19 protein-coding genes are annotated in these 20897 nt (G+C 72.0%); 4 read left to right on the top strand and 15 right to left on the bottom strand.

Annotation, left to right across the window (positions count from 1 at the left end; genetic code table 11):
* Positions 1-167 precede the first annotated feature (167 nt).
* Genes BKA18_RS14335 through BKA18_RS14345 form a run of 3 tightly spaced genes read right to left on the bottom strand, consistent with a single transcriptional unit; the run spans position 168 to position 3066 of the window.
* The gene (locus tag BKA18_RS14335; RefSeq protein WP_366047988.1) at positions 168-1340 is read right to left on the bottom strand and encodes a dipeptidase; all 1173 of its coding nucleotides are present in this window, start codon (positions 1338-1340) and stop codon (positions 168-170) included.
* Entirely contained in the window at positions 1337-1933 is a 597-nt protein-coding gene (gene purE / locus BKA18_RS14340) for a 5-(carboxyamino)imidazole ribonucleotide mutase (protein ID WP_366047989.1), read from the bottom strand. The genes BKA18_RS14335 and purE overlap by 4 nt, the downstream gene beginning before the upstream one ends.
* Positions 1930-3066, bottom strand: coding sequence for a 5-(carboxyamino)imidazole ribonucleotide synthase (locus BKA18_RS14345; protein ID WP_366048034.1), 1137 nt, complete (start codon positions 3064-3066; stop codon positions 1930-1932). The genes purE and BKA18_RS14345 overlap by 4 nt, the downstream gene beginning before the upstream one ends.
* A 184-nt stretch (positions 3067-3250) precedes the next feature.
* On the opposite strand from BKA18_RS14345, the gene BKA18_RS14350 reads away from it, so the two are divergent.
* Together BKA18_RS14350 and BKA18_RS14355 are read left to right on the top strand one after the other, a co-directional pair.
* Complete coding sequence (locus BKA18_RS14350) at positions 3251-3679, top strand: protease inhibitor I42 family protein (protein WP_366047990.1); 429 nt, start codon at positions 3251-3253, stop codon at positions 3677-3679.
* Between the two features lie 135 nt (positions 3680-3814).
* Positions 3815-4324: a GtrA family protein gene (locus BKA18_RS14355; RefSeq protein ID WP_006605211.1), complete on the top strand. Its 510-nt coding sequence runs from the start codon at positions 3815-3817 to the stop codon at positions 4322-4324.
* A 15-nt stretch (positions 4325-4339) separates the two neighbouring features.
* Here BKA18_RS14355 and BKA18_RS14360 read toward each other — a convergent pair whose 3' ends face one another.
* Positions 4340-5587, bottom strand: coding sequence for an ATP-binding protein (locus tag BKA18_RS14360; protein WP_006605210.1), 1248 nt, complete (start codon positions 5585-5587; stop codon positions 4340-4342).
* A gap of 6 nt (positions 5588-5593) precedes the next feature.
* On the bottom strand, positions 5594-6274 hold the full coding sequence (locus BKA18_RS14365; protein ID WP_006605209.1) for a response regulator transcription factor: 681 nt from the start codon (positions 6272-6274) through the stop codon (positions 5594-5596).
* Positions 6275-6788: 514 nt separating this feature from the next.
* Between BKA18_RS14365 and BKA18_RS14370 the strand changes: the two genes are divergently transcribed.
* Positions 6789-8294, top strand: coding sequence for a peptide MFS transporter (locus BKA18_RS14370; protein ID WP_366047991.1), 1506 nt, complete (start codon positions 6789-6791; stop codon positions 8292-8294).
* 86 nt (positions 8295-8380) lie between these two features.
* On the opposite strand, the gene BKA18_RS14375 is transcribed toward BKA18_RS14370, so the two are convergent.
* The 6 genes from BKA18_RS14375 to BKA18_RS14400 form a co-directional block, all read right to left on the bottom strand.
* A complete protein-coding gene (locus BKA18_RS14375) occupies positions 8381-9832 on the bottom strand; it encodes a hypothetical protein (RefSeq protein WP_366047992.1) in 1452 nt (483 codons plus the stop codon).
* A complete protein-coding gene (locus BKA18_RS14380; RefSeq protein WP_429638325.1) occupies positions 9832-10974 on the bottom strand; it encodes a hypothetical protein in 1143 nt (380 codons plus the stop codon). The genes BKA18_RS14375 and BKA18_RS14380 overlap by 1 nt, the downstream gene beginning before the upstream one ends.
* A 26-nt stretch (positions 10975-11000) precedes the next feature.
* Positions 11001-11990: a COG1470 family protein gene (locus BKA18_RS14385; protein ID WP_366047993.1), complete on the bottom strand. Its 990-nt coding sequence runs from the start codon at positions 11988-11990 to the stop codon at positions 11001-11003.
* Between the two features lie 100 nt (positions 11991-12090).
* The gene (locus tag BKA18_RS14390; RefSeq protein ID WP_366048036.1) at positions 12091-12807 is read right to left on the bottom strand and encodes an LPXTG cell wall anchor domain-containing protein; all 717 of its coding nucleotides are present in this window, start codon (positions 12805-12807) and stop codon (positions 12091-12093) included.
* Positions 12808-13059: 252 nt separating this feature from the next.
* The gene (locus tag BKA18_RS14395; protein WP_147249288.1) at positions 13060-13560 is read right to left on the bottom strand and encodes an ATP-binding protein; all 501 of its coding nucleotides are present in this window, start codon (positions 13558-13560) and stop codon (positions 13060-13062) included.
* Positions 13561-13730: 170 nt separating this feature from the next.
* Positions 13731-14099 (bottom strand): STAS domain-containing protein, encoded by a 369-nt coding sequence (locus BKA18_RS14400; RefSeq protein WP_006605202.1) that lies wholly within the window; start codon positions 14097-14099, stop codon positions 13731-13733.
* 262 nt (positions 14100-14361) lie between these two features.
* Between BKA18_RS14400 and BKA18_RS14405 the strand changes: the two genes are divergently transcribed.
* A complete protein-coding gene (locus BKA18_RS14405; RefSeq protein ID WP_006605201.1) occupies positions 14362-15300 on the top strand; it encodes an RNA polymerase sigma factor SigF in 939 nt (312 codons plus the stop codon).
* A gap of 139 nt (positions 15301-15439) precedes the next feature.
* On the opposite strand, the gene hutI is transcribed toward BKA18_RS14405, so the two are convergent.
* From hutI to hutU, 4 genes are read right to left on the bottom strand one after another with little or no spacing between them, the layout of a single operon-like run.
* Positions 15440-16621, bottom strand: a complete 1182-nt coding sequence (gene hutI / locus BKA18_RS14410; RefSeq protein ID WP_366047994.1) for an imidazolonepropionase — start codon at positions 16619-16621, stop codon at positions 15440-15442.
* A gap of 17 nt (positions 16622-16638) precedes the next feature.
* Positions 16639-17997 carry a formimidoylglutamate deiminase gene (locus tag BKA18_RS14415; protein ID WP_366047995.1) on the bottom strand — a complete coding sequence of 453 codons (1359 nt, stop codon included), beginning with the start codon at positions 17995-17997 and terminating at the stop codon, positions 16639-16641.
* Positions 17988-19205, bottom strand: a complete 1218-nt coding sequence (locus BKA18_RS14420; protein WP_366048037.1) for an allantoate amidohydrolase — start codon at positions 19203-19205, stop codon at positions 17988-17990. Before BKA18_RS14420 ends, BKA18_RS14415 begins: the two co-directional genes overlap by 10 nt.
* 17 nt (positions 19206-19222) lie before the next feature.
* On the bottom strand, positions 19223-20893 hold the full coding sequence (hutU, locus tag BKA18_RS14425; protein WP_366047996.1) for a urocanate hydratase: 1671 nt from the start codon (positions 20891-20893) through the stop codon (positions 19223-19225).
* Positions 20894-20897: the final 4 nt, after the last annotated feature.

Genomic DNA, 20897 nt, shown 5'->3' on the forward strand with positions numbered 1-20897 from the left:
GTCCGGAGGGCCGGTCCCGCAGCCGAACAGCCAGCGCAGCGGCAACCAGCCCGCCGCAGGCGCAACGGCGACAAACACCCGCGGCGGGCCAGCCGACAACGTGCGGCGGCGCCGCAAAGCGCAACGGCGAAAAACCACCACGGCGGGCCAGCCGACAACGTACGGCGTCAGATCACTGCGTGGGACGGCCCGCGTCGCTGCCGCTCGGCGCGCGCCACGTCCTCCGCCGCGCGCAACGCGCGCACCGCGTTCTGCCAAGTGAGCTTGGCCACGTCCGACTCGGACCACTGGCGGTCCAACAGCTCGGCGATCAGGTTCGGGTAGCCCGCAACGTCGGCCAGGCCGTCGGGCGTAAACGCGGTGCCGTCGAAGTCCCCGCCGATGCCGAGGTGGTCGACGCCGGCGACATCCCGCATGTGGTCGAGGTGGTCGGCGACGGTCGCCACGGTGGCCTTCGGCCGCGGGTGGGCGGCCTCGAAGGCGCGATGGACGCGCATGCCCTCCTCGGTGGTGTCGAGGTGGTGCAGCCCGTGCGCCCGCATGTTCTCGTCGGCGCGCTGGGTCCACTCGACGGCTGCGGGCAGTACGAACTTCGGCACGAAGGTGGCCATCGCGACCCCGCCGTTGGCGGGCAGCTGGGCCAGCACGTCGTCGGGGATGTTGCGCGGGTGGTCGCAGACGGCGCGGGCGGAGGAGTGCGAGAAGATCACAGGTGCGGTGCTGACCCGCAGCGCATCGCGCATCGTGTCGGCCGAGACGTGCGAGAGGTCGACCAGCATCCCGCAGCGGTTCATCTCCCGGACGACCTCCTCACCGAAGGCCGACAGTCCGTTGTGGCGCGGCTCGTCGGTCGCGGAGTCGGCCCAGTCGATGGTGTCGTTGTGGGTGAGCGTCATATAGCGCACACCCAGGCGGTGCAGTGCGCGCAGGGTGGCCAGCGAGTTGTGGATGGAGTGGCCGCCCTCGGCGCCCATGAGGGACGCGATCCGGCCCTCGGCGCGGGCCGCCTCCATGTCGTCGGCGGTCAGTGCCAGGCGCAGCTCACCGGGGTAGCGGGCGACCAGCTCCCGGACCACGTCGATCTGTTCGAGGGTGGCGCTGACGGCCTTGTCGCCCGCGTAGTCGGCACGGACGTACACCGACCAGAACTGTGCGCCGACGCCGCCGGCCCGCAGCCGCGGCAGATCGGTGTGCAGATGCGCGGACTGGTCGGTGGCGATGTCGCGCCGGTCGAGGTCGTAGCGGACCTGCTCACGCAGCGCCCAGGGCAGGTCGTTGTGGCCGTCGACGACGGGCCAGCGGGCGAGCAGATCCCGTGCGGCCTCCCGGGACGAGCTCACCGGGCGCCTCCGAAGCCGAAGCCGCCCGGGGTGGCGACCTTGTTGCGCAGCCGCTTGCCCTTCTCGGTGGCCTGGTCGTTCAGCTCCTGCTGGAACTCCCGCATCCGGCCGAGGAGTTCGGCGTCCGTAGTGGCGAGGATCCGGGCGGCGAGCAGCCCGGCGTTGCGGGCGCCGCCGACCGAGACGGTGGCGACCGGGACGCCGGCCGGCATCTGCACGATGGACAGGAGGGAGTCCATGCCGTCCAGGTACTTGAGCGGCACGGGGACGCCGATGACCGGGAGCGGGGTGACGGAGGCGAGCATTCCGGGGAGGTGGGCCGCGCCGCCGGCGCCCGCGATGATCGCCTTCAGCCCGCGGCCGGCCGCCTCCTCGCCGTACGCGATCATCTCGCGCGGCATGCGGTGTGCCGAGACGACATCGACCTCGTAGGGGATCTCGAACTCGTCGAGGGCCTGGGCGGCGGCCTCCATGACGGGCCAGTCGGAGTCGGAGCCCATCACGATGCCGATGAGCGGGGCGCCGGCCGCCTCGGGCGAGGGAGTGTCGGCGGTCGGTGCGGGGCGGGCGTCGGGCGACGGGCTGGACGTCATTCGGTGATCGTTCCTCGCAGGTAGCCGGCGGCATGAGCGGCGCGCTCGCGCACGTCGGCCAGGTCGTCGCCGTAGGTGTTGACGTGTCCGACCTTACGGCCGGGCTTCACGTCCTTGCCGTACATATGGATCTTCAACTGCGGGTCCCGCGCCATGCAATGGAGGTACGCGTAGTACATGTCGGGGTAGTCGCCGCCGAGCACATTGGCCATGACCGTCCAGCGGGCGCGCGGGCGCGGATCGCCGAGCGGGAGGTCGAGCACGGCACGGACATGGTTGGCGAACTGCGAGGTGATCGCGCCGTCCTGGGTCCAGTGGCCGGAATTGTGCGGGCGCATGGCGAGCTCGTTGACCAGGATCCGGCCGTCGGCGGTCTCGAAGAGCTCGACCGCCAGATGGCCGACGACGCCCAGCTCCTGGGCGATCCGCAGCGCCAGCTGCTGGGCCTGGCCGGCGAGTTCCTCGTCGAGGCCGGGCGCCGGCGCGATCACGGTGTCGCAGACCCCGTCGACCTGGATGGACTCCACGACCGGGTAGGCCACGGCCTGGCCGTGCGGGGAGCGGACGATGTTGGCCGCCAGTTCGCGTACGAAATCGACCTTTTCCTCCGCGAGGACGGGTACCCCGGCGCGGAACGGTTCGGCGGCCTCCTTGGAGGATCGCACGACCCAGACGCCCTTGCCGTCATAGCCCCCGCGGACGGTCTTGAGGATCACCGGGAAGCCGTCCGGCGCCTGCCCGCCACCGAGCTCCGCCGCGAAGCGCTCGACGTCCGCGGGGTCGAAGACGATGCGGTGGCGTGGACAGGGCACGCCGATCGCGTCCAGTTTCGCCCGCATCACCCCCTTGTCCTGGGCGTGCACCAGCGCATCGGGGCCGGGCCGGACGGGGATCCCGTCGGCCTCCAGGGCCCGCAAATGCTCGGTGGGAACGTGCTCGTGATCGAAGGTGATCACATCGCAGCCACGCGCGAAGGCACGCAGCGTGTCCAGATCTCGGTAGTCGCCGATGACGACATCACCGACCACCTGAGCCGCCGAGTCCTGCGGAGTGTCACTGAGGAGCTTGAATCTGATGCCGAGGGGGATACCCGCCTCGTGGGTCATACGGGCGAGCTGACCGCCGCCGACCATGCCGACTACCGGGAACGTCACGCCCCCAGGGTATCCGTACGGCGCCGCGGCCCGGACCCCGGCTTGGATGATCCTCTGAGTTCGCACGTTCGAAGATCGCCGACAGAGGACCGCCGCCTGCCCCGACTCCCGGGCCGGCGGGCACGGCCGGCGCCCGGAGCGGGCCCGGCGAGGGGGAGGCCGGATGGAGAACAGCGGCATAACCAGGGGCACGAGGACGCTGGTGATCGCGGTCGCGATCGCCGCACTGCTCATCGCCCTGCACTCCGTTTTCAGCCAGCTGTCCGCGCCGCGGATCTATGACGCCGACGACACCGAGATCGCGGTCTCCCCCGGTGACCGCTTCAGCGTGCAGGTCGACGACGAGGGCACCGACGGCTACCGCTGGATCATCGCCGAGCCCCGCCCCGACCCGGCCGTCCTGCGGGCCACCGGCTCCCGGGTGGTCCCCGGCGGCGCACGGGCCGGCTCGGGCCCCGTCCGCCGCCTCGGCTTCCGGGCCGTCCGCCCGGGCCGTACGGACTTACGGCTGCTGCGCTGCCGGCGCTGCGGCACCGCAGCGGCCGACGAGGCGGGCGCCCGCAGCCTCAACTTCCGGGTGACCGTGGGCTGACCCCCACATCCGCAGGGGCTTGCGCACGGAGTTGCCGGGCGGCAAGCACCGCCGTCGACCGGTGGTTAGCATGAGGGAGCGGACCAGCGTTGACGGCCGCGGACACCGCCCACGACGGGGAGCTGAACGATCACCATGAGTGAACGGAGCGCACTGCGGTCACGGCTGGAGGCGCTCACCCGGGAACTGGTGAAGTTCGGTGCGGTCGGCGGCGCGGGCGTCGTGGTCAACTTCGCGGTGTTCAACCTCGTACGGCATCTGACCGAGGTGCCCGTCGTGCGGGCCAGCATCGTGGCGACCGTCGTGGCGACCGGCACCAACTATCTCGGTTACCGCTACTTCACCTACCGTGACCGCGACAAGCAGGGCCGCACGAAGGAACTGACGCTCTTCCTGCTGTTCAGCGTCGTCGGCCTGGTCATCGAGAACGGTGTGCTCTACATCGCGACCTACGGCTTCGACTGGGACTCCCCGCTGCAGAGCAACGTCTTCAAGTTCCTCGGCATCGCCGTCGCCACGCTCTTCCGCTTCTGGTCCTACCGCACCTGGGTCTTCCGGGCGCTGCCCGCCCGCAAGGCCGTGGAGACCGCCGAGTCCTTCCTCGCCGACGACTCGCCGCGACCGCGCAGCGCCTCGCGGAGGTAGCCCGGGCCGCGGGCCCTATTCGTCGGTGAGCTCCTGCTCCCGGGCCAGGAACAGCGCGAAGACCGGCGGATGCTGCTGGAGCAGTTCGAGCCGCCCGCCGTCCGCCTCGGCCAGATCGCGGGCGACGGCCAGCCCCAGCCCCGTGGAGTTGCGGCCGGAGACGGTCCGCTCGAAGACCCGGGAGCCCAGGTCGGGCGGGACGCCGGGACCGGCGTCGGTGACCTCGACGACCGCCTGGTTGCCGGTGACGCGGGTACGCAGCGCGACCGTTCCGTCGCCGTGCATCAGCGAGTTCTCGATGAGGGTGGCCATCACCTGGGCAACCGCACCCGGCGTGCCCACGGCCCGCAAGCCCTTCTTGCCGGAGCGCACGATGGCCCGTCCCGCGCTGCGGTAGGCCGGCCGCCACTCCTCGATCTGCTGCTTGACCACCTCGTCCAGATCGAAGGCGACCGCGGAGCCGCTGCGCGGGTCGCGGGAATTGGTCAGCAGCCGCTGGACGACGTCCGTCAGCCGCTCCACCTGCGCCAGCGCGATGGTGGCCTCTTCCTTCACGGTGTCCGGATCATCGGTGAGGGTGATCTCCTCCAGCCGCATGGACAGCGCGGTCAGCGGGGTCCGCAGCTGGTGGGAGGCGTCCGCGGCCAGCCGCCGCTCGGCGGTCAGCATCCGGGCGATCCGCTCGGCACTGGCGTCCAGCACATCGGCGACCCGGTCCAGCTCCTGCACGCCGTAGCGGCGGTGGCGCGGGCGGGGGTCGCCGGAGCCGAGGCGTTCGGCGGTCTCCGCGAGGTCGGTCAGCGGCGCGGTCAGCCGGCGGCCCTGGCGGATGGCCAGGATGACGGCGGCGATGATCGCCAGCAGCGCCACGGCCAGAATGACGAGCAGTGTGCGGCCGATCTCCGCGCTGACCGTGGAGCGGGACTCCTGGACGGTGACGGACTCCCCGCGGTCGCCGCGCACCGTCGAGGCGATGACATCGCCCGAGGGGCGGTGCCCGATCTCGATCGGTGCCTTGCCGGGCACCTTGATCTCGGCGTGCCGCTTGGCGGTGATCTGCTCGGAGAGGATGCCCGGGGTGATCTTCTCGCCGCTGCCCAGCCGGCTCTCCACTATCCCGACCAGCCGCACCGCCTCCGACGCCACGCTCTCCTGCGCGCCGGACTGGATGGTGCGGGTCTCGACGATCACCAGCGAGACGCCGAAGACGGCGATCACGACGAGCACCACGGCGAGCGTGGAGTTGATCAGGCGGCGGCGCACGGGCCCCTAGCTCTTCTCGAAGCGGAAACCGACTCCGCGGACGGTGGCGATGTAGCGGGGATTGGCGGCGTCGTCCCCGAGCTTCTTGCGCAGCCAGGAGATGTGCATGTCGAGCGTCTTGGTGGACGACCACCACGTGGTGTCCCAGACCTCGCGCATCAGCTGGTCACGGGTGACGACCCGGCCGGCGTCCCGCACCAGGACCCGCAGCAGATCGAACTCCTTCGCCGTGAGCTGGAGTTCCTCCTCGCCCATCCAGGCGCGGTGCGACTCGACGTCGATCCGTACGCCGTGGGTGGCCGGCGGCTGCTGGGGCTCGGCGGTGGAGCCGCGGCGCAGCAGGGCCCGTACGCGGGCGAGGAGTTCGGCGAGCCGGAAGGGCTTGGTGACGTAGTCGTCGGCGCCGGCGTCCAGGCCCACGACGGTGTCCACCTCATCGGCGCGGGCGGTCAGCACCAGGACGGGGAAGGAATGGCCTTCGTTGCGCAGCCGGCGGGCGACCTCCAGGCCGTCCATGCCGGGCAGTCCCAGGTCCAGGACGACGAGGTCGATATTGCCCTGGAGACCGGCGTCGAGCGCCGTCGGGCCGTCCTCGCGCACCTCGACTTCGTAACCCTCGCGGCGCAGTGCGCGGGCGAGCGGCTCCGAGATGGACGCGTCATCCTCGGCGAGCAGTACACGGGTCATGGGCCGATGGTAGTCCGATGTATCCGTAGCGAGGGGCGGACCAGCGCGGATGGCCGACGGCGGACCCGTTCCCGCGCCTTTGGCGCTGTGAGCTGCGCAAGCCCGGGCGCGCGCGAGGGCGCGCGGGCGTCCCGAGGGGCGCTCATAGTTCCCGAGATGGGTGTGACCGTTGTCTCACGCAGCCCAACGGGCCGGTAACCAGACGTATGGTGGTTCGACGTCCATCGCACAACCCTCGGGACCTTTGACGCTCAACCGACGTCATCGGTCCCTCGTTGTGTCCCGGGCCGGGACCACCGGCCCTGATACACAGTGATCGACCTGCCGACCGGGTCCGCCGCGCGCTTGCACTACGGGGGGCGTGGATTCCGGGGTACGACCGTCCTGCCGGCTCCTTGCGGGGAGCCGAACCTCCCGGACGTGGGGGCGGACGGGGCTACGCCGGTGCCGGTCATCCCCCCGACCCGGGCGCGTATCGCCTGCGAACGCGTCCCGTAGCAGCAAGGAAGCTTCTATGGCGTCCAGCCTGACGAAGGACGCGGCCCAGCAGGGGAACCCTGCGGACGGCGGCAAAACCTTCTTCGGCCACCCCCGCGGACTGGCCACTCTCTTCATGACCGAGATGTGGGAGCGCTTCAGCTTCTACGGCATGAAGGCCCTCCTCCCCCTGTACCTGATCGCGCCCGGCGGCATGCATATGCAGGCCACTACGGCCACGGCGATCTACTCGGTGTACATGGCGATGGTCTACCTGCTCGCGATGCCCGGCGGCTGGATGGCCGACCGCTTCTGGGGGCCGCGCAAGACGGTCGCGATCGGCGCCGGAGTCGTCATCGCGGGCCACATCACGCTCGCCCTGCCCACCGCGGCCACCTTCTTCGCCGGTCTCGTACTGGTCGCGCTCGGCTCCGGCCTGCTGAAGGCCAACATCTCCACGATGGTGGGCCACCTCTACAACGGCCCGGAGGACCCGCGCCGTGACGGTGGCTTCACGCTCTTCTACATCGGCATCAACCTCGGCGCGTTCCTGGCCCCGCTGTCCATCGGCACCGTCGGCGAGAACGTCAACTGGCACCTCGGCTTCACGCTTGCCGCCGTCGGCATGGCGCTCGGCCTCGCCCAGTTCATGCTCGGCACCCGCCACCTCAGCCCGGAGAGCAACGTCGTCGCCCAGCCCGCGACGCCGGAGGAGAAGGCGTCCGTGCTGCGCAAGGGCCTGATCTGGCTGGCCGTCGCGGCCGTGTTCTACACCCTGCTCGGCGTGAGCGGTAACTTCGCCGACTGGGCGCTGATGCCGATCACCATCGCCGGTCTGGTCATCCCGATCGCGGTCCTGATCCGCATGAAGCGCGACAAGGAGGTCACGGAAGTCGAGCAGTCCAAGCTCTCGGGCTACATCTGGTTCTTCGTGGTCGCCGCCGTCTTCTGGATGATCTACGACCAGAACGGCTCGACGCTGTCGATCTTCGGCGAGAACTCCACGACGAACGACCTGCTGGGATTCCACTTCCCGACGTCCTGGTACCAGTCGCTGAACCCGGTCTTCATCATGGCGCTGGCCCCGCTGGTCGCCTCGGCGTGGCTGTGGCTGAACAAGCGCGGCAAGGAGCCCAGCACCGCCGTCAAGTTCGCGTCCAGCCTCACCCTGATCGGCATCTCCTTCGTCGTCTTCCTCATCCCGCTGCTCGACACCGCCGCCCACGGCGGCAAGGTCAGCCCGATGTGGCTGGTGGCGGTCTACTTCATCCAGACCATCGGTGAGCTGTGCCTCTCTCCGGTCGGCCTGTCGGTCACCACGAAGATGGCGCCCGCCAAGTACAGCTCCCAGATGATGGGTGTCTGGTTCCTCGCGGTCACCGCGGGCGACTCCGTGTCCGGTCTGCTGACGTCGCCGCAGCTGAACGTCGACCTGAACAACTCGGTCTCGGTCGCCGTCGAGGCCGCCCTCGCGGTCGTCGCCGGCGTCGGCATCTGGATGTACCGCAAGCGGGTCAAGGAGCTGATGGGCAGCGTCAACTGACGCCTGCCCCTGCCCCGGACAGCGGAAGGGGGCGTCGCACCGTGCCGGTGCGACGCCCCCTTCGTGCGTCCCGTGGACGTGCCGCGTCAGCGGATGCGTGCCCGGCGCCGCGGCAGGAACGTGAAGACCGCCCCGCCCAGCAGGATGGCGGTCCCGGCGAGGAGGCCGAGCGCCGTCAGCCCGCCGTGCTCACTCGCGCCGGTCTCGGCGAGGCCGCCACTGCTGCCGCTGCCGCCCGAGGCACCGGCCGAACCCGCCGTACCGCCTCCGGAGACCGTCGCACCACCCGAGGCGCCACCGGAGGTGCCGCCCTGCTGTGCCGAGGTGTCCAGGGTGAGCGAGGCCCCCGGGTCCTTCTCCGGGGTGCAGGTGGTGGTCGTCCCGAGGGCGTTGACGGTGAGCACACCCGGGGTCAGCGTGGCCTTGCCGGTGGCGCCCGGCTTGTAGGTGCCCGTCAGATCGGGGATCGCGATCGGCTGGCCCGACTTGATGGGCGCGGCGTTCGCCGGCCCCGCGACCTTCACCGACCCCTTGTCCGCGCCCCCCACCTTGACGTCCATCGACGGCTTGACGGAACCCTTGGGGATGTCCGCCGGGCTGTCCATCACGGACTTGGCGAACTTCACCGTCAGGCCGTAACTGCCGCTCTTCTTCACGGCGTTGATCTGGACCGGCGAGGTCGCCTTCTTGTCCCCGATCGGCGTCTTGCAGGCGTACGGGACCTGCACCTCCTTGCCCTTGTACGCGGTGCCGTCGGGGTCGCCGCCGGAACCGCCGGTCGTACTGCCGCCGGATGTGCTGCCGCCGGCCGTGCTGCCCGAGGTCGCACCGCCGGAGGTGCCGGACGTCGTACCGCTTGAACTCCCGGCCGTGGTCCCGCCGGAGGTCCCGGCCGTGGTCCCGCCCGTCGTGCCGGTCGTGGAGCCGCCCGTCGTGCCGGTCGTCGTGCCGGACGTGGTCCCTCCGGTCGTGCCGCCGGAACCGCCCCCGCCGTCGGTGACCTTGATGGTGACCGCGGGCTTCACCGTCTCCTTGGGCGAGCACTTGGTGTCCGTCGAGATCGGCTTGTTGACGTTGATGTTGTAGAAGCCGGGCGCCAGGGTGACCTCGCCGGCCTTCGTCAGCTTCAGCTTGCCCTTCATGTCGGACAGCTTCATCGCGCCGCCCTTGGGGATGGGCGGATTCTGCCGCGGCCCCTGCATCGCCAGATCGCCGGTCTGTGCCCCGGCCACCTTGATCGTGCCGGTCGGCTGGACGGTGTTCTCCCCCAGATCGAGGATGTCGGGGTTCTTGGAGGCGCCCTCGACCGTCTTCCAGACCACCTCGATCTCGTCGCCCACCTTGGCCGTCGCCGGCGCGCTGACCGCGACCTTCGTGGTGCCCTCGATCGGCGGCAGCCCCGATATCGGCGGCGGCAGACACTCCGTCTTGTACGACACCTCCGCTGCCTGGGCGGTCCCGGCCGCGGTCATGATGCCCGCCCCCGCGAGCATCAGCGCGGCCGCCGAGGCCACCGCCGCTCTCCTCCGTTGCCTCATCACGCAGAACCTTTCGACGTCGGTCGTTCGGTTGATGTGGTGGTGGACGGTGCGGTGTCCGGGGTGAACCACGGCAGCCCGCCGGAGTCGCCCGGCGTACCGGGGCCGTCCGTGGAGCCGTCGTGCGCGGTGCGGTCCTTGGTGCGGGTGCGGGTGCCGGGCGGCCGGCCGGCGGCGTGGCCGCGGCCGGTGGAGCGCCTGCGGGTCCGGTCCGTCCGATGCGGACGTACCCGGTCCACGAGCGCCATCCCGATGCGGAACACCGCCGTCGGGATCACCCCGCAGAGCAGCACCCAGAAGAGCGTCACGCCCCAGGGCCGGCCGACCCCCCAGGGCTGCTCGACCAGGGTCCGGCCGCCGTAGGCGAGGGAGACCAGATAGTCCCCGTGCGCGCCGGCCGGCAGCTCGACCGGCAGCCTGATCTGCGCCTTCTTCCCGGCGGGGATCGTGCCCCGCCACTGCTGCTCCTCCCACTTGGGGGCGAAGACGCCGTGCGAGGTACCGACCCGGAAGAGCGGGTCCCGGGCCGGCGCCGGGCCCAGATTGCCGACGGTGACGGTCAGTTCGCGCTGCGCCGGGGCGCCGAACCAGGTCAGCAGCCCGCTGCTGCCCGCCAGCCGCGGCTGGGCGAGCACCGCCAGCCGGCCGCCGGTGGTCTCCCGGGGCAGCGGCGCCACCGGGTGGCCCGCCACCGTGAAGGGGGCATCCGCCGCGGCCGCCGCACCGGTCACCGTCGCCACATGCACCACACAGGGGCAGGGCGTGGGCGGCTCGGCGACCGGCAGCTTCCTGCGGAAGGCGCCGTGGGCATCGGTGGTGGTGGCCCGTCCGTCACCGTTGGCGCAGGAATTGCTGCCGCCGATCATGTTCTGTCCGCAGATCAGCAGCGTGAGCAGCGCCTTGGGGCGCCAGCCGTGGCCGGTCACGGTGAGGCTGCCGCCCTTGCCCGCCTCCTTGGCGGAGAGCTGGACGACGGGCTTGCCGTCGGCGGCGGCGTGGGCGACGGCCCGGGGGGCGGCCTGAGCCCCGGCGGCGGCCGTCAACAGCCCCGGCGCCAGCGCGGCGCACAGGGCGAGCGCCGCCACCGCCCGCCCCCGTACGCGGCGTCGGGGCGTTGCGGCGCGGGCCGGGGTCCTGACCACCGTCCGCCCCTCCCCCGTCCGGCCGTTCACCCGCGCGCTCCCGGCCCCGTGCCCGCCAGTTCGGCCGCCACATCCGCCGCGTCGCCCCCGGACGGCCGCGCCCCGCCGTCCGTAACCTGGGCGGCCTGCTCGCCCCGAGCCCCGCCCCGCCCCGCGCCGCGGCGTCGCCGGCGTACGGCCACCAGCCCGCCCGCGCCCGCCGCGAGCAGCAGCGCCGGGGCGGCGAGGACGCCCCAGGGGACCGCGGTGTACGAGGCGGTGGCGGCCCCGTGGGCACCGCCCGCCGCGGTCGCCGTGAGCCGGACCTCCACCGCGTCCAGAGCGGGCGGACCGTGCCAGGTCTCCGTCAGGTCGACCGCCCGGCCGGGCGCCAGTGCGGACGGCAGCGCACGGGCGGCCCGCCGCAGCACCGGGCCGAAGAGCCCGTCCGCGCGCACCGCGATCCGCGGCCTGAGCACCGTATTACCGCGGTTGACCAGCGTGAACCGGATGACCGCCGACCCGCCCGCGGCACGCACCGACACCTTCTCGACGGTCAGCGCGGACAACACCGGCCCCGTCACCCGCAGATGAAGCGGTACGGCCGCCCGCCCGCCCGTCCGGCCGGTGGCCAGGAGCGCGCCGGAGCGGTCGCCGGGGACCGCGTCGCGCGGGACGGTCACCGTGAACGGGACGCTCGCCCTGGTACGCGGCGGGATCCGCACCTCCTTCGAGGCGAGCGTGAGCCAGGCCCCGGCGCCGGAGCCCGAGCCGCGCAGCCGTACGGCGACGGTGCGGCCGGTGGGGTTGCTCAGGGACAGCCGGTCGGCCAGGACGGTCCCCGGTGCGCCCTCCAGGTAGAAGAACGGGCGGTCCTGGTCGCGCGGGGCGGCGCCGGCCCCTGGTGCGGGCGCGGCGGACCAGCCCGGTGGCGCCGGCGCGGCGGCCGGCCGGGCCACGGCCGCGGCGGGACACAGCAGCACGGCGGCGGTGGCGAGGATCGCACCGCCGACCGCTGTGCGGGGACGGAACGGCATCGGCGGCTCCTGCTGGTGCGAGGGGGTGCCTCCGCGTGCGGCACGGAGGCGTACGGAGAACGGGGCACCGCTGCGTGGGTCCTGGCGCCCCGCGCGGCCGTCAGGCCCGCTGGTGGCGCCGGGTCAGCCAGAGCACACCGGCCGCACCGGCCAGCAGCACCGTGCCGCCGAGGGTGCCCAGCGCCACGGCGGAGTCCGCGGGTCCGGTCTGCGGCAGCTGCGCGCCCGAGGAACCGCCGCCCGTGGCGGAACCGCCTTCCTGGCTCCCGCCGGAACCGCCGGTTCCCTTCACGTCCAGGGTCAGCGAGGGCTTGGGGTGGTTGCTCGGTGTGCAGGTGGTGGTGGTGCCCAGCGCCTTGATGGTGAGCGTGCCCGCCGTGAAGGTGACCTTGCCGCTGCCCTTGGGCGTGTACGTCCCGCTCAAGTCGCTGATCTTGATGGGGGTGTTGGCCGGAATGGCCTTGTCGTTGGGCGGCCCGGCGACCGGCACCGTACCGCTCTGTGCACCACCGAGGCTGATCAGCGCGCTCGGCTTCATCGCTCCCTTGCCCAGCTCGACGGGGCTGGCGGAGACGCCCTTCTGGAACGACATCACGAGCTTGTACCCCCCGCCGCTCGGGGTGCTCCTGATGTCGATGGGCGAGACCGCGCCCTTGTTGCCGATGGGCGTTCTGCACTGGTAGTTGACGTCGACGACCTCGGCGTGGGCGGCCGGGGCGGTGAGCATCACCGCGGCCCCCGCCGTCAGCGCCGCCGCCGCGGCGAGGCCGGCGGCCCGGCCCGGGCGCCTGCCGTGCTGTTCGTGGAAGCGGGCCACCTCGTGTTCCCCTTCTCCCGATGAGCGCACCGCCGCAATTTACTGACGGCACATCAGATTGGGCGCTCAAGGTACGCCGGGGACCGTGCCGAGGGAAGGCACAGCACAGCCCCGATCGGCTCCGGGCCCGCGGCGACGGGGAATTCCGGCCTCCAGCGGGCGGCCCGGAGGCCCCGAACGGCAGGTTCCGCACACGACGAAGCGCGAGCCCGCAGGCCCGCGCTCAGTACTTCCCGGCGTCCGTACCGGCGTCTAGGACGGCGCCGCGAGCTCCGCCCAGACGGTCTTGCCCGTCCCGTCGGTGTTGCGCACCACGCCCCAGTCCAGGCACAGGCGCTGCACGATGAACATGCCGTGGCCTCCGGGGCGGCCCGGGCGGTGCGGGCTGCGCGGCGCCGGCTGGCCCGTACCGAGGTCACTGACCTCGAGGTGCAGCACTTTGGCGCTGCAGCGCAGCCGCAGTTCCTCGGGCCCTTCGGCATGCAGACAGGCGTTGGTGACGAGTTCGGAGACGACGAGCAGCACATCCTCGGCCGCGGCACGCTGATCGGCGCCGACGGCCGGCAGCCAGCCCCAGTCGTGCAGGGCCTGTCGGGCGAAGTCACGGCCGCGCGCCACGGCGCCTCGGGTGCCCGCCAGGCGCAGCCGGCGGACCTGGCCCGCCGGAGTGGCGGCAGCCGAGGCGGCGGAAGCGCCGGCGCTGCCCGGCTCCGGGCCGAGATCGCCCGGCGGGTACGGCCGGGTGGTGCTCATCAGCGCTTCACCTCACCGATTCGCCTGTTCACGGAAAACAGATGCTGACTGATTCAACGGATTCAGATGTCTCCTGCCCGACCGGACCGTGAGAACACCCACTTCTTGAGTACGGAAGTTGTGACACGGACTACGTGCCCGGAATGCATCGTTCCGGACACCGCGTCACGTCAGTCGGTCAGAGCCGCGTCGAGAGAGTCATGCACCGTGAAGACCGCCTCCGCGCCGGTGATCTCGAAAACCCGGGCAACCACGGGCTGCATCCCGGCCAGATGGACCGCACCCCCCTCGGCCTCCGCCTTCAGGCGCGCGCCGAGCAGCACATTGAGTCCGGTGGAATCCATGAACTCAAGGGGTGAGCAGTCCACTACGAGGCGTGCGTAGCCGTCGTCCACGCAACCCTCCAGTGATTCACGCAACAGATCCGCGGTGTGGTGATCGAGCTCACCCGCGACCGTCACCACCGCGCTGGCGCCGTGATGGCGGATCTCGACATGAAGCCGGCCCCGGCTTGCACTGCCGACCGTCCCGCGGTCCATGCGTGCGCACCCCTCATTGCTGTCTAGACGACTGTTTGCTTACGACTGCGCTTGTCGAACCCTACGCCCTCCCGACGCCCGCCGGTAGCCGGAACAATCCGCATATAGCCCAATATACGGACAACGCGCACTTGCCATCTTCACGCAAAGCCAGGTAGGCGTAGAAGCACACATCCAACACGGCCGGCTTTGGAGGCGCCGCACACCGCAGCTTCTGTGTAGAGGCATCGGCAGCCATATGCCGAGAACGATGGAGGAGACCATGTCACCCCGGCTCGACGAATTGCGTACCGACGACCACCGGCAGCCCGCTTCGTCGACACCCCCGTCCGACCCGACCGGGCTTATCCCTTCCCAGCTGCTCCCTGCCGAATCAGACCTGGCAGAAGAGACTGAGATCGACGCTCTGCCCGAGATCCCGCCGTTCGACGAGGTGGGGCCGGTGGACGCGAGGGCTCTGTCCAAGACCCTCTTCGAGCGGCTCGAGAACCTCGAAGAAGGCACCCACGAATTCGCGTACGTCCGTAACACGCTGGTCGAGCTCAATCTCGCCCTGGTGAAGTTCGCGGCCTCCCGGTTCCGTTCCCGCAGCGAGCCCATGGAGGACATCGTCCAGGTCGGCACGATCGGCCTGATCAAGGCGATCGACCGCTTCGAACTCAGCCGTGGCGTCGAGTTCCCGACGTTCGCGATGCCGACCATCATCGGCGAGATCAAGCGTTTCTTCCGCGACACCAGCTGGTCGGTGCGCGTACCGAGGCGGCTGCAGGAACTGCGGCTGGACCTCGCCAAGGCGGGCGACGAGCTCGCGCAGAAGCTGGACCGCGCGCCGACGGTGCACGAACTCGCCGCGCGCCTCGACATCAGCCGTGACGAGGTCGTCGAGGGCATGGCCGCGAGCAACGCGTACACCGCGAGCTCGCTGGACGCCCAGCCCGAGGAGGACGACAGCGAAGGCGCGCTGGCCGACCGCATCGGCTACGAGGACCACGGCCTCGAAGGCATCGAGTACGTGGAATCCCTCAAGCCGCTGATCGCCGAACTCCCGCCGCGCGACCGGAAGATCCTCTCGCTGCGCTTCGTCGCCAACATGACGCAGTCCGAGATCGGCGAGGAGCTGGGCATCTCCCAGATGCACGTCTCCCGTCTGCTCTCGCGCACCCTCGGACGGCTCCGCAAGGGTCTGATGATCGACGAGTGAGGAACCGCGGTCACTGCCGGTCGTCCGCGACCGGCGGCCGCCCGCGCGAAGGAGGGCCTGCCCCGGAGTTGTTCGGGACGGGCCCTCCTTCGCGTGGCCGGGGCACACCGGTAGCCGTCAGGCCGTCCGGTGGGGCCCGTCAGACCAGCACGCCCTTGTGCCACACGGCCGAGACGAGCGGGACACCGGGCCGGTAGGCGAGATGGACGTGCGAGGGCGCGTCCAGCAGGGCCAGGTCGGCGCGGGCGCCGGGGGCGATCCGGCCGACGTCCGTACGGCGCAGGGCACGGGCGCCGCCCGCGGTCGCCGACCACACCGCCTCGTCGGGGGTCATCCCCATGTCACGGACGGCGAGCGCGATGCAGAACGGCATCGAACTCGTAAAGGACGAGCCCGGGTTGCAGTCGGTGGACAGCGCGACGGTGGCGCCCGCGTCGAGCAGCGGGCGGGCGTCGGGCCACCGGGCACGGGTGGAGAACTCGGCGCCGGGGAGCAGGGTGGCGACCGTGTCGGACTGGGCCAGGGCGTCGATGTCGGCGGCGCTGAGGTGGGTGCAGTGGTCGGCGGAGGCCGCGCCGAGTTCGACGGCCAGCTGGACGCCGGGGCCGTGGCCGAGCTGGTTGGCGTGCACCCGCGGCACCAGGCCCCTGGCCTTGCCCGCGGTGAGGACGGCACGGGCCTGGTCGCCGTCGAAGGCGCCCTTCTCGCAGAAGACGTCGACCCAGCGGGCGTGCGGGGCGCAGGCGTCCAGCATCGGGCCGGTGACGAGGTCGACGTAGCCGGCCGGGTCGTCGGCGTAGTCGGGCGAGACGATGTGCGCGCCGAGGAAGGTGACCTCGTCGGTGTGCGCGGCGGCGATGCGCAGCGCGCGGGCCTCGTCCTCCACGGTGAGGCCGTAGCCGGACTTGGTCTCCTGGGTGGTGGTGCCCTGGCGGAGCGCCTCGGCGAGGTAGCGGGCGACGTTGGCGTGCAGGGCCTCGTCGGAGGCGGCGCGGGTGGCGGCGACAGTGGTGCGGATGCCGCCGGCGGAGTAAGGGCGGCCGGACATCCGGGCGTTGAACTCCGCGGTGCGGTCGCCGGCGAAGACCAGGTGGGAGTGGGAGTCGACGAAGCCGGGGATGCCTGCCCGGCCGCCGGCGTCGACGGCGTTGTCAGTGGCGGGTGCTTTGCTGGATGCACCGACCCAGGCGATGCGGTCGCCGTCGATGACGACCGCGGCGTCCTGGATCAGACCGAGGGGGCCTTCACCGAGGGAGGGGTCGTTGGTGACGAGCTGGGCGATGTGGGTGATGGCGGTGGTCGGCGCGGAGGTCGTCGTCATCGCGGGGGTATTCTCCTTCAGCCGCGTACGGCGGCGATGGACTCTGCCAGGGCGGTGGGTACGTCGGCGAGAAGAGTGTGCACGCCGTCGCGGACGATCTGCCGCCCGCCGACGATGGTGTGTCGCACGTCCGCGGCGGAGGCGGCGAATACCGCCGTCTCGGCGCCCAGCCGGGGCAGTGGTCCGGCGGTGCGTACGGAGTCCAGTGCGATCGTGGTGAGGTCGGCGAGCGCGCCGGATTCCAGGGTGCCGGCGTCCTCCCAGCCCAGGGCGGCATGGCCGTCGGTGCTCGCGGCGCGCAGCAGGGCGGCGGCCGTCCAGTGCCCGCGGGTGCGGGTGCGCAGCCGTTCGTCGAGCTCCATGGCGCGGGCCTCTTCGAGCAGGTCGATGACGGCGTGGCTGTCGCTGCCGAGGGACAGCGGGCTGCCACGGCCCTGGAGGCGGGCGGCCGGGCCGATGCCGTCGGCCAGGTCGCGTTCGGTGGTGGGACACATGCAGACGCCGGTGCGGGAGTCGCCCAGCAGCTCGATGTCCTCGCCGGTGAGGTGGGTGGCGTGCACGGCCGTGGTCCGCGGGCCCAGCACCCCGTGCTCGGACAGCAGTTGGGTGGGGGTCCGGCCGTGGGCGTCGCGGCAGGCGTCGTTCTCGGCGGTCTGCTCCGAGAGGTGGACGTGCAGGGGAGCCTGCCGACCGCGGGCCCACTCGGCGACGGTGGCGAGCTGGGCGGCGGGCACGGCGCGCACGGAGTGGATGGCGGCGCCGATCCGTGCGTGCTCATGGCCGTCCTTGAGGGCGTCGGCGCGCTGGGCCCAGCTCTCGGCGGTGCCGTCGGAGAAGCGCAGCTGGTGCTGGTTGGGCGGAGCGCCGAAGCCGGCCGAGAGATAGGCGGTGTCGAGGAGGGTGATGCGGATTCCGGCGTCGGCGGCGGCCGCGAGCAGCGCCTCGCCCATGGCGTTGGGGTCGCGGTAGCGGGTGCCGCCGGGCGCGTGGTGGAGGTAGTGGAATTCGCCGACGCAGGTGATGCCGGCCAGCGCCATCTCGGCGTAGACGGCGCGGGCGAGGGCGTAATAGGAGTCCGGGGTGAGCTTGTCGGCGACGCTGTACATGACCTCGCGCCAGGTCCAGAAGGTGCCGGTGCCGACCTGGACGGTGGCGCGCAGGGCGCGGTGGAAGGCGTGCGAGTGGGCGTTGGCGAGGCCGGGCAGGGTCAGGCCGCGCAGCGTGGTGGCGCCGGGCGGCGGGGTGTCGGCCCCCGTGCGGACGGACGTGATCCGCCCGTCCGCGACATCCACAGCCACGCCCGGCTCGACATGCGTGCCGAGCCAGGCGTGTTCGAGCCAGTACGTCGTCGGTGTTGCCTGCGTCGTCAGCGGCACGCGAGCCCCTCCAGTACGTCGGCGAGTGCGGTGACCCCGGCGGCGCAGTCGTCCTCGTCCGCCGTTTCGGCGGGTGAGTGCGACACCCCGGTGGGGTTGCGGACGAACAGCATGGCGGTGGGGACGGTCCCGGACAAAATACCGGCGTCGTGCCCGGCTCCGGTGCCCAGCACGGGCACGGCCCGCTCCCGCGCCTTGCCGAGGATCGCGCTCAGCTCGTCCCGCAGGGCGTGCTGGAACTCCACGACGGGCGTGAAGGATTCGCGGACGACGCTCAGGTCCACGCCGTCGCGGGCGGCGCGCTCGGTGGCGGCCTGCTCGATCCCGGTGATCACGGTGTCCAGGGTGTCCTGGTCGGGCGCCCGGGAGTCCAGCCAGCCGCGCACCAGCGAGGGGATGGCATTGACGCCGTTCGGCTCCACGCTGATCTTCCCGAAGGTGGCCAGGGCGCCGGCCAGCCGGGCCTGTTCCCGCGCGGCGAGCACGGTCGCGGCGTAGCTGAGCATCGGGTCGCGGCGGTCCTCCAGGCGGGTGGTGCCGGCATGGTTGGCCTCGCCGCGGAAGTCGAACCGCCAGCGGCCGTGCGGCCAGATGGCGGAGGCGATGCCCACCGGGTCGCCGGACAGGTCGAGGGCGCGCCCCTGCTCGACGTGGAGTTCGACGAACGCGCCGATCCGGGCGAGCCGTTCGGGATCCGGGCCGAGGGCGTCGGGGTCGTAGCCCGCGCGCTCCATGGCCTGCGGGAGGGTGATGCCGTCGCCGTCGCGCAGCCGGTGCGCGGCCTCGGTGGTCAGCGCCCCGGCGGAGAGCCGGGAGCCGACGCAGGCCAGGCCGAAGCGGGCGCCCTCCTCGTCGCCGAAGTTGACGATCGCCAGCGGCCTGCCGAACTCCACTCCCCTGCGGCGGAGTTCGTCCAGGGCGGCGAAGGAGGAGACGACGCCGAGCGGGCCGTCGAAGGCGCCGCCGTCCGGTACGGAGTCCAGGTGGGAGCCGGTGACGACAGCGTCGCCGGGGGCCACGTCCTGGGGGCCGGTGGCGCCGAGCCAGGCCCACTGGTTGCCGTTGCGGTCCAGTTCGTAGGCGAGACCGCGGGCCTCGGCCTGGGCCCGGAACCACGCGCGGCAGTCGGCGTCGGCGCCGGTCCAGGCGTAACGGCGGTAGCCCCCGGAGGAGGAGTCGCGGCCCAGGGGCCGCAACTCCTCCCACATCTCGTGGAACGAGGCGGTCACGCGCCCCCGCCTTCGGCCTCGCGCATCGGGATGCGGACGCCGCGCTCGGCGGCCACCTCGTCGGCGCGCTCGTAGCCCGCGTCGACGTGCCGGATGACGCCCATGCCGGGGTCGTTGGTGAGCACCCGGCGGATCTTCTCGCCGGCCAGCGGGGTGCCGTCGGCGACGGTGACCTGGCCGGCGTGGATCGAGCGGCCCATGCCGACGCCGCCGCCGTGGTGCAGCGAGACCCAGGAGGCGCCCGAGGCGACGTTGACCATGGCGTTGAGCAGCGGCCAGTCGGCGATCGCGTCCGAGCCGTCCTTCATGGCCTCGGTCTCGCGGTAGGGCGAGGCGACGGAGCCGCAGTCGAGGTGGTCGCGGCCGATGGCCAGCGGCGCCTGGAGCGTCCCGTCGGCGACCATCTCGTTGAAGCGCTCGCCGGCCTTGTCCCGCTCGCCGTAGCCGAGCCAGCAGATGCGGGCGGGCAGGCCCTGGAAGTGGACCCGCTCGCCGGCCAGCTTGATCCAGCGGGCCAGCGACTCGTTCTCCGGGAAGAGGTCCAGGATCGCCTTGTCGGTGGCGGCGATGTCGCGGGCGTCGCCGGACAGCGCGGCCCAGCGGAAGGGCCCCTTGCCCTCGGCGAACAGCGGGCGGATATAGGCGGGGACGAAGCCGGGGAAGGCGAAGGCCCGCTCGTACCCGGCGAGCTGGGCCTCGCCGCGGATCGAGTTGCCGTAGTCGAAGACCTCGGCGCCGGCGTCCATGAAGCCGACCATGGCCTCGACGTGCCGGGCCATCGACTCGCGCGCCCGCTGGGTGAAGTCGGCGGGCTTCTCGGCGGCGTAGGCGGCCATGTCGTCGAAGTCGATGCCGACCGGCAGATAGGCCAGCGGGTCGTGGGCGCTGGTCTGGTCGGTGACGATGTCGATCGGGGCACCCTCGGCGAGCATCTGCGGCAGCAGCTCCGCGGCGTTGCCGAGCAGCCCGATGGACAGCGGCTTGCGCTGGTCACGAGCCTCGACGGCGAGCTGGAGGGCGTGCTGGAGGCTGTCTGCCTTCACATCCAGGTAGCGGTGCTCGATCCGGCGCTCGATGGCCCGCGGGTCGACGTCGATGCAGATCGCGACGCCGTCGTTCATGGTGACGGCGAGCGGCTGGGCACCGCCCATGCCGCCGAGGCCGGCGGTGAGCGTGATCGTCCCGGCGAGGGTGCCGTGGAACTTCTTCGCCGCGACGGCCGCGAACGTCTCGTACGTGCCCTGCAGGATCCCCTGGGTGCCGATGTAGATCCACGAACCGGCCGTCATCTGCCCGTACATGGTCAGCCCGAGGGCCTCCAGGCGGCGGAACTCCTCCCAGTTGGCCCAGTCGCCGACGAGGTTGGAGTTGGCGATGAGCACCCGCGGCGCCCACTCGTGCGTCTGCATCACGCCGACCGGCCGGCCGGACTGGACGAGCATCGTCTCGTCCTGCTTGAGCGTGGTGAGCGTGCGCACCATCGCATCGAAGGAGCGCCAGTCACGTGCGGCCTTGCCCGTACCGCCGTAGACGACGAGCTGGTCCGGGTGTTCGGCCACCTCCGGATCGAGGTTGTTCTGCAGCATGCGCAGCGCGGCTTCCTGCTGCCATCCCCGAGCACTCAGCTCCGTACCGCGCGGTGCCCGCACGGGTCGCGGTCCCGACATGGGC

This window comes from Streptomyces auratus, from assembly GCF_050433025.1.
Classification (GTDB): Bacteria; Actinomycetota; Actinomycetes; order Streptomycetales; family Streptomycetaceae; genus Streptomyces; species Streptomyces sioyaensis.

Coding starts and splice junctions, on each gene's coding strand:
- hutI (WP_366047994.1), bottom strand. CDS start 16,621: ATGACGACGACCTCCGCGCCGACCACCGCCATCACCCACATCGCCCAG.
- purE (WP_366047989.1), bottom strand. CDS start 1,933: ATGACGTCCAGCCCGTCGCCCGACGCCCGCCCCGCACCGACCGCCGAC.
- BKA18_RS14375 (WP_366047992.1), bottom strand. CDS start 9,832: ATGAGGCAACGGAGGAGAGCGGCGGTGGCCTCGGCGGCCGCGCTGATG.
- BKA18_RS14370 (WP_366047991.1), top strand. CDS start 6,789: ATGGCGTCCAGCCTGACGAAGGACGCGGCCCAGCAGGGGAACCCTGCG.
- hutU (WP_366047996.1), bottom strand. CDS start 20,893: ATGTCGGGACCGCGACCCGTGCGGGCACCGCGCGGTACGGAGCTGAGT.
- BKA18_RS14345 (WP_366048034.1), bottom strand. CDS start 3,066: ATGGTCGGCGGCGGTCAGCTCGCCCGTATGACCCACGAGGCGGGTATC.
- BKA18_RS14400 (WP_006605202.1), bottom strand. CDS start 14,099: ATGGACCGCGGGACGGTCGGCAGTGCAAGCCGGGGCCGGCTTCATGTC.
- BKA18_RS14420 (WP_366048037.1), bottom strand. CDS start 19,205: ATGTGGGAGGAGTTGCGGCCCCTGGGCCGCGACTCCTCCTCCGGGGGC.
- BKA18_RS14350 (WP_366047990.1), top strand. CDS start 3,251: ATGGAGAACAGCGGCATAACCAGGGGCACGAGGACGCTGGTGATCGCG.
- BKA18_RS14405 (WP_006605201.1), top strand. CDS start 14,362: ATGTCACCCCGGCTCGACGAATTGCGTACCGACGACCACCGGCAGCCC.
- BKA18_RS14395 (WP_147249288.1), bottom strand. CDS start 13,560: ATGAGCACCACCCGGCCGTACCCGCCGGGCGATCTCGGCCCGGAGCCG.
- BKA18_RS14355 (WP_006605211.1), top strand. CDS start 3,815: ATGAGTGAACGGAGCGCACTGCGGTCACGGCTGGAGGCGCTCACCCGG.
- BKA18_RS14365 (WP_006605209.1), bottom strand. CDS start 6,274: ATGACCCGTGTACTGCTCGCCGAGGATGACGCGTCCATCTCGGAGCCG.
- BKA18_RS14385 (WP_366047993.1), bottom strand. CDS start 11,990: ATGCCGTTCCGTCCCCGCACAGCGGTCGGCGGTGCGATCCTCGCCACC.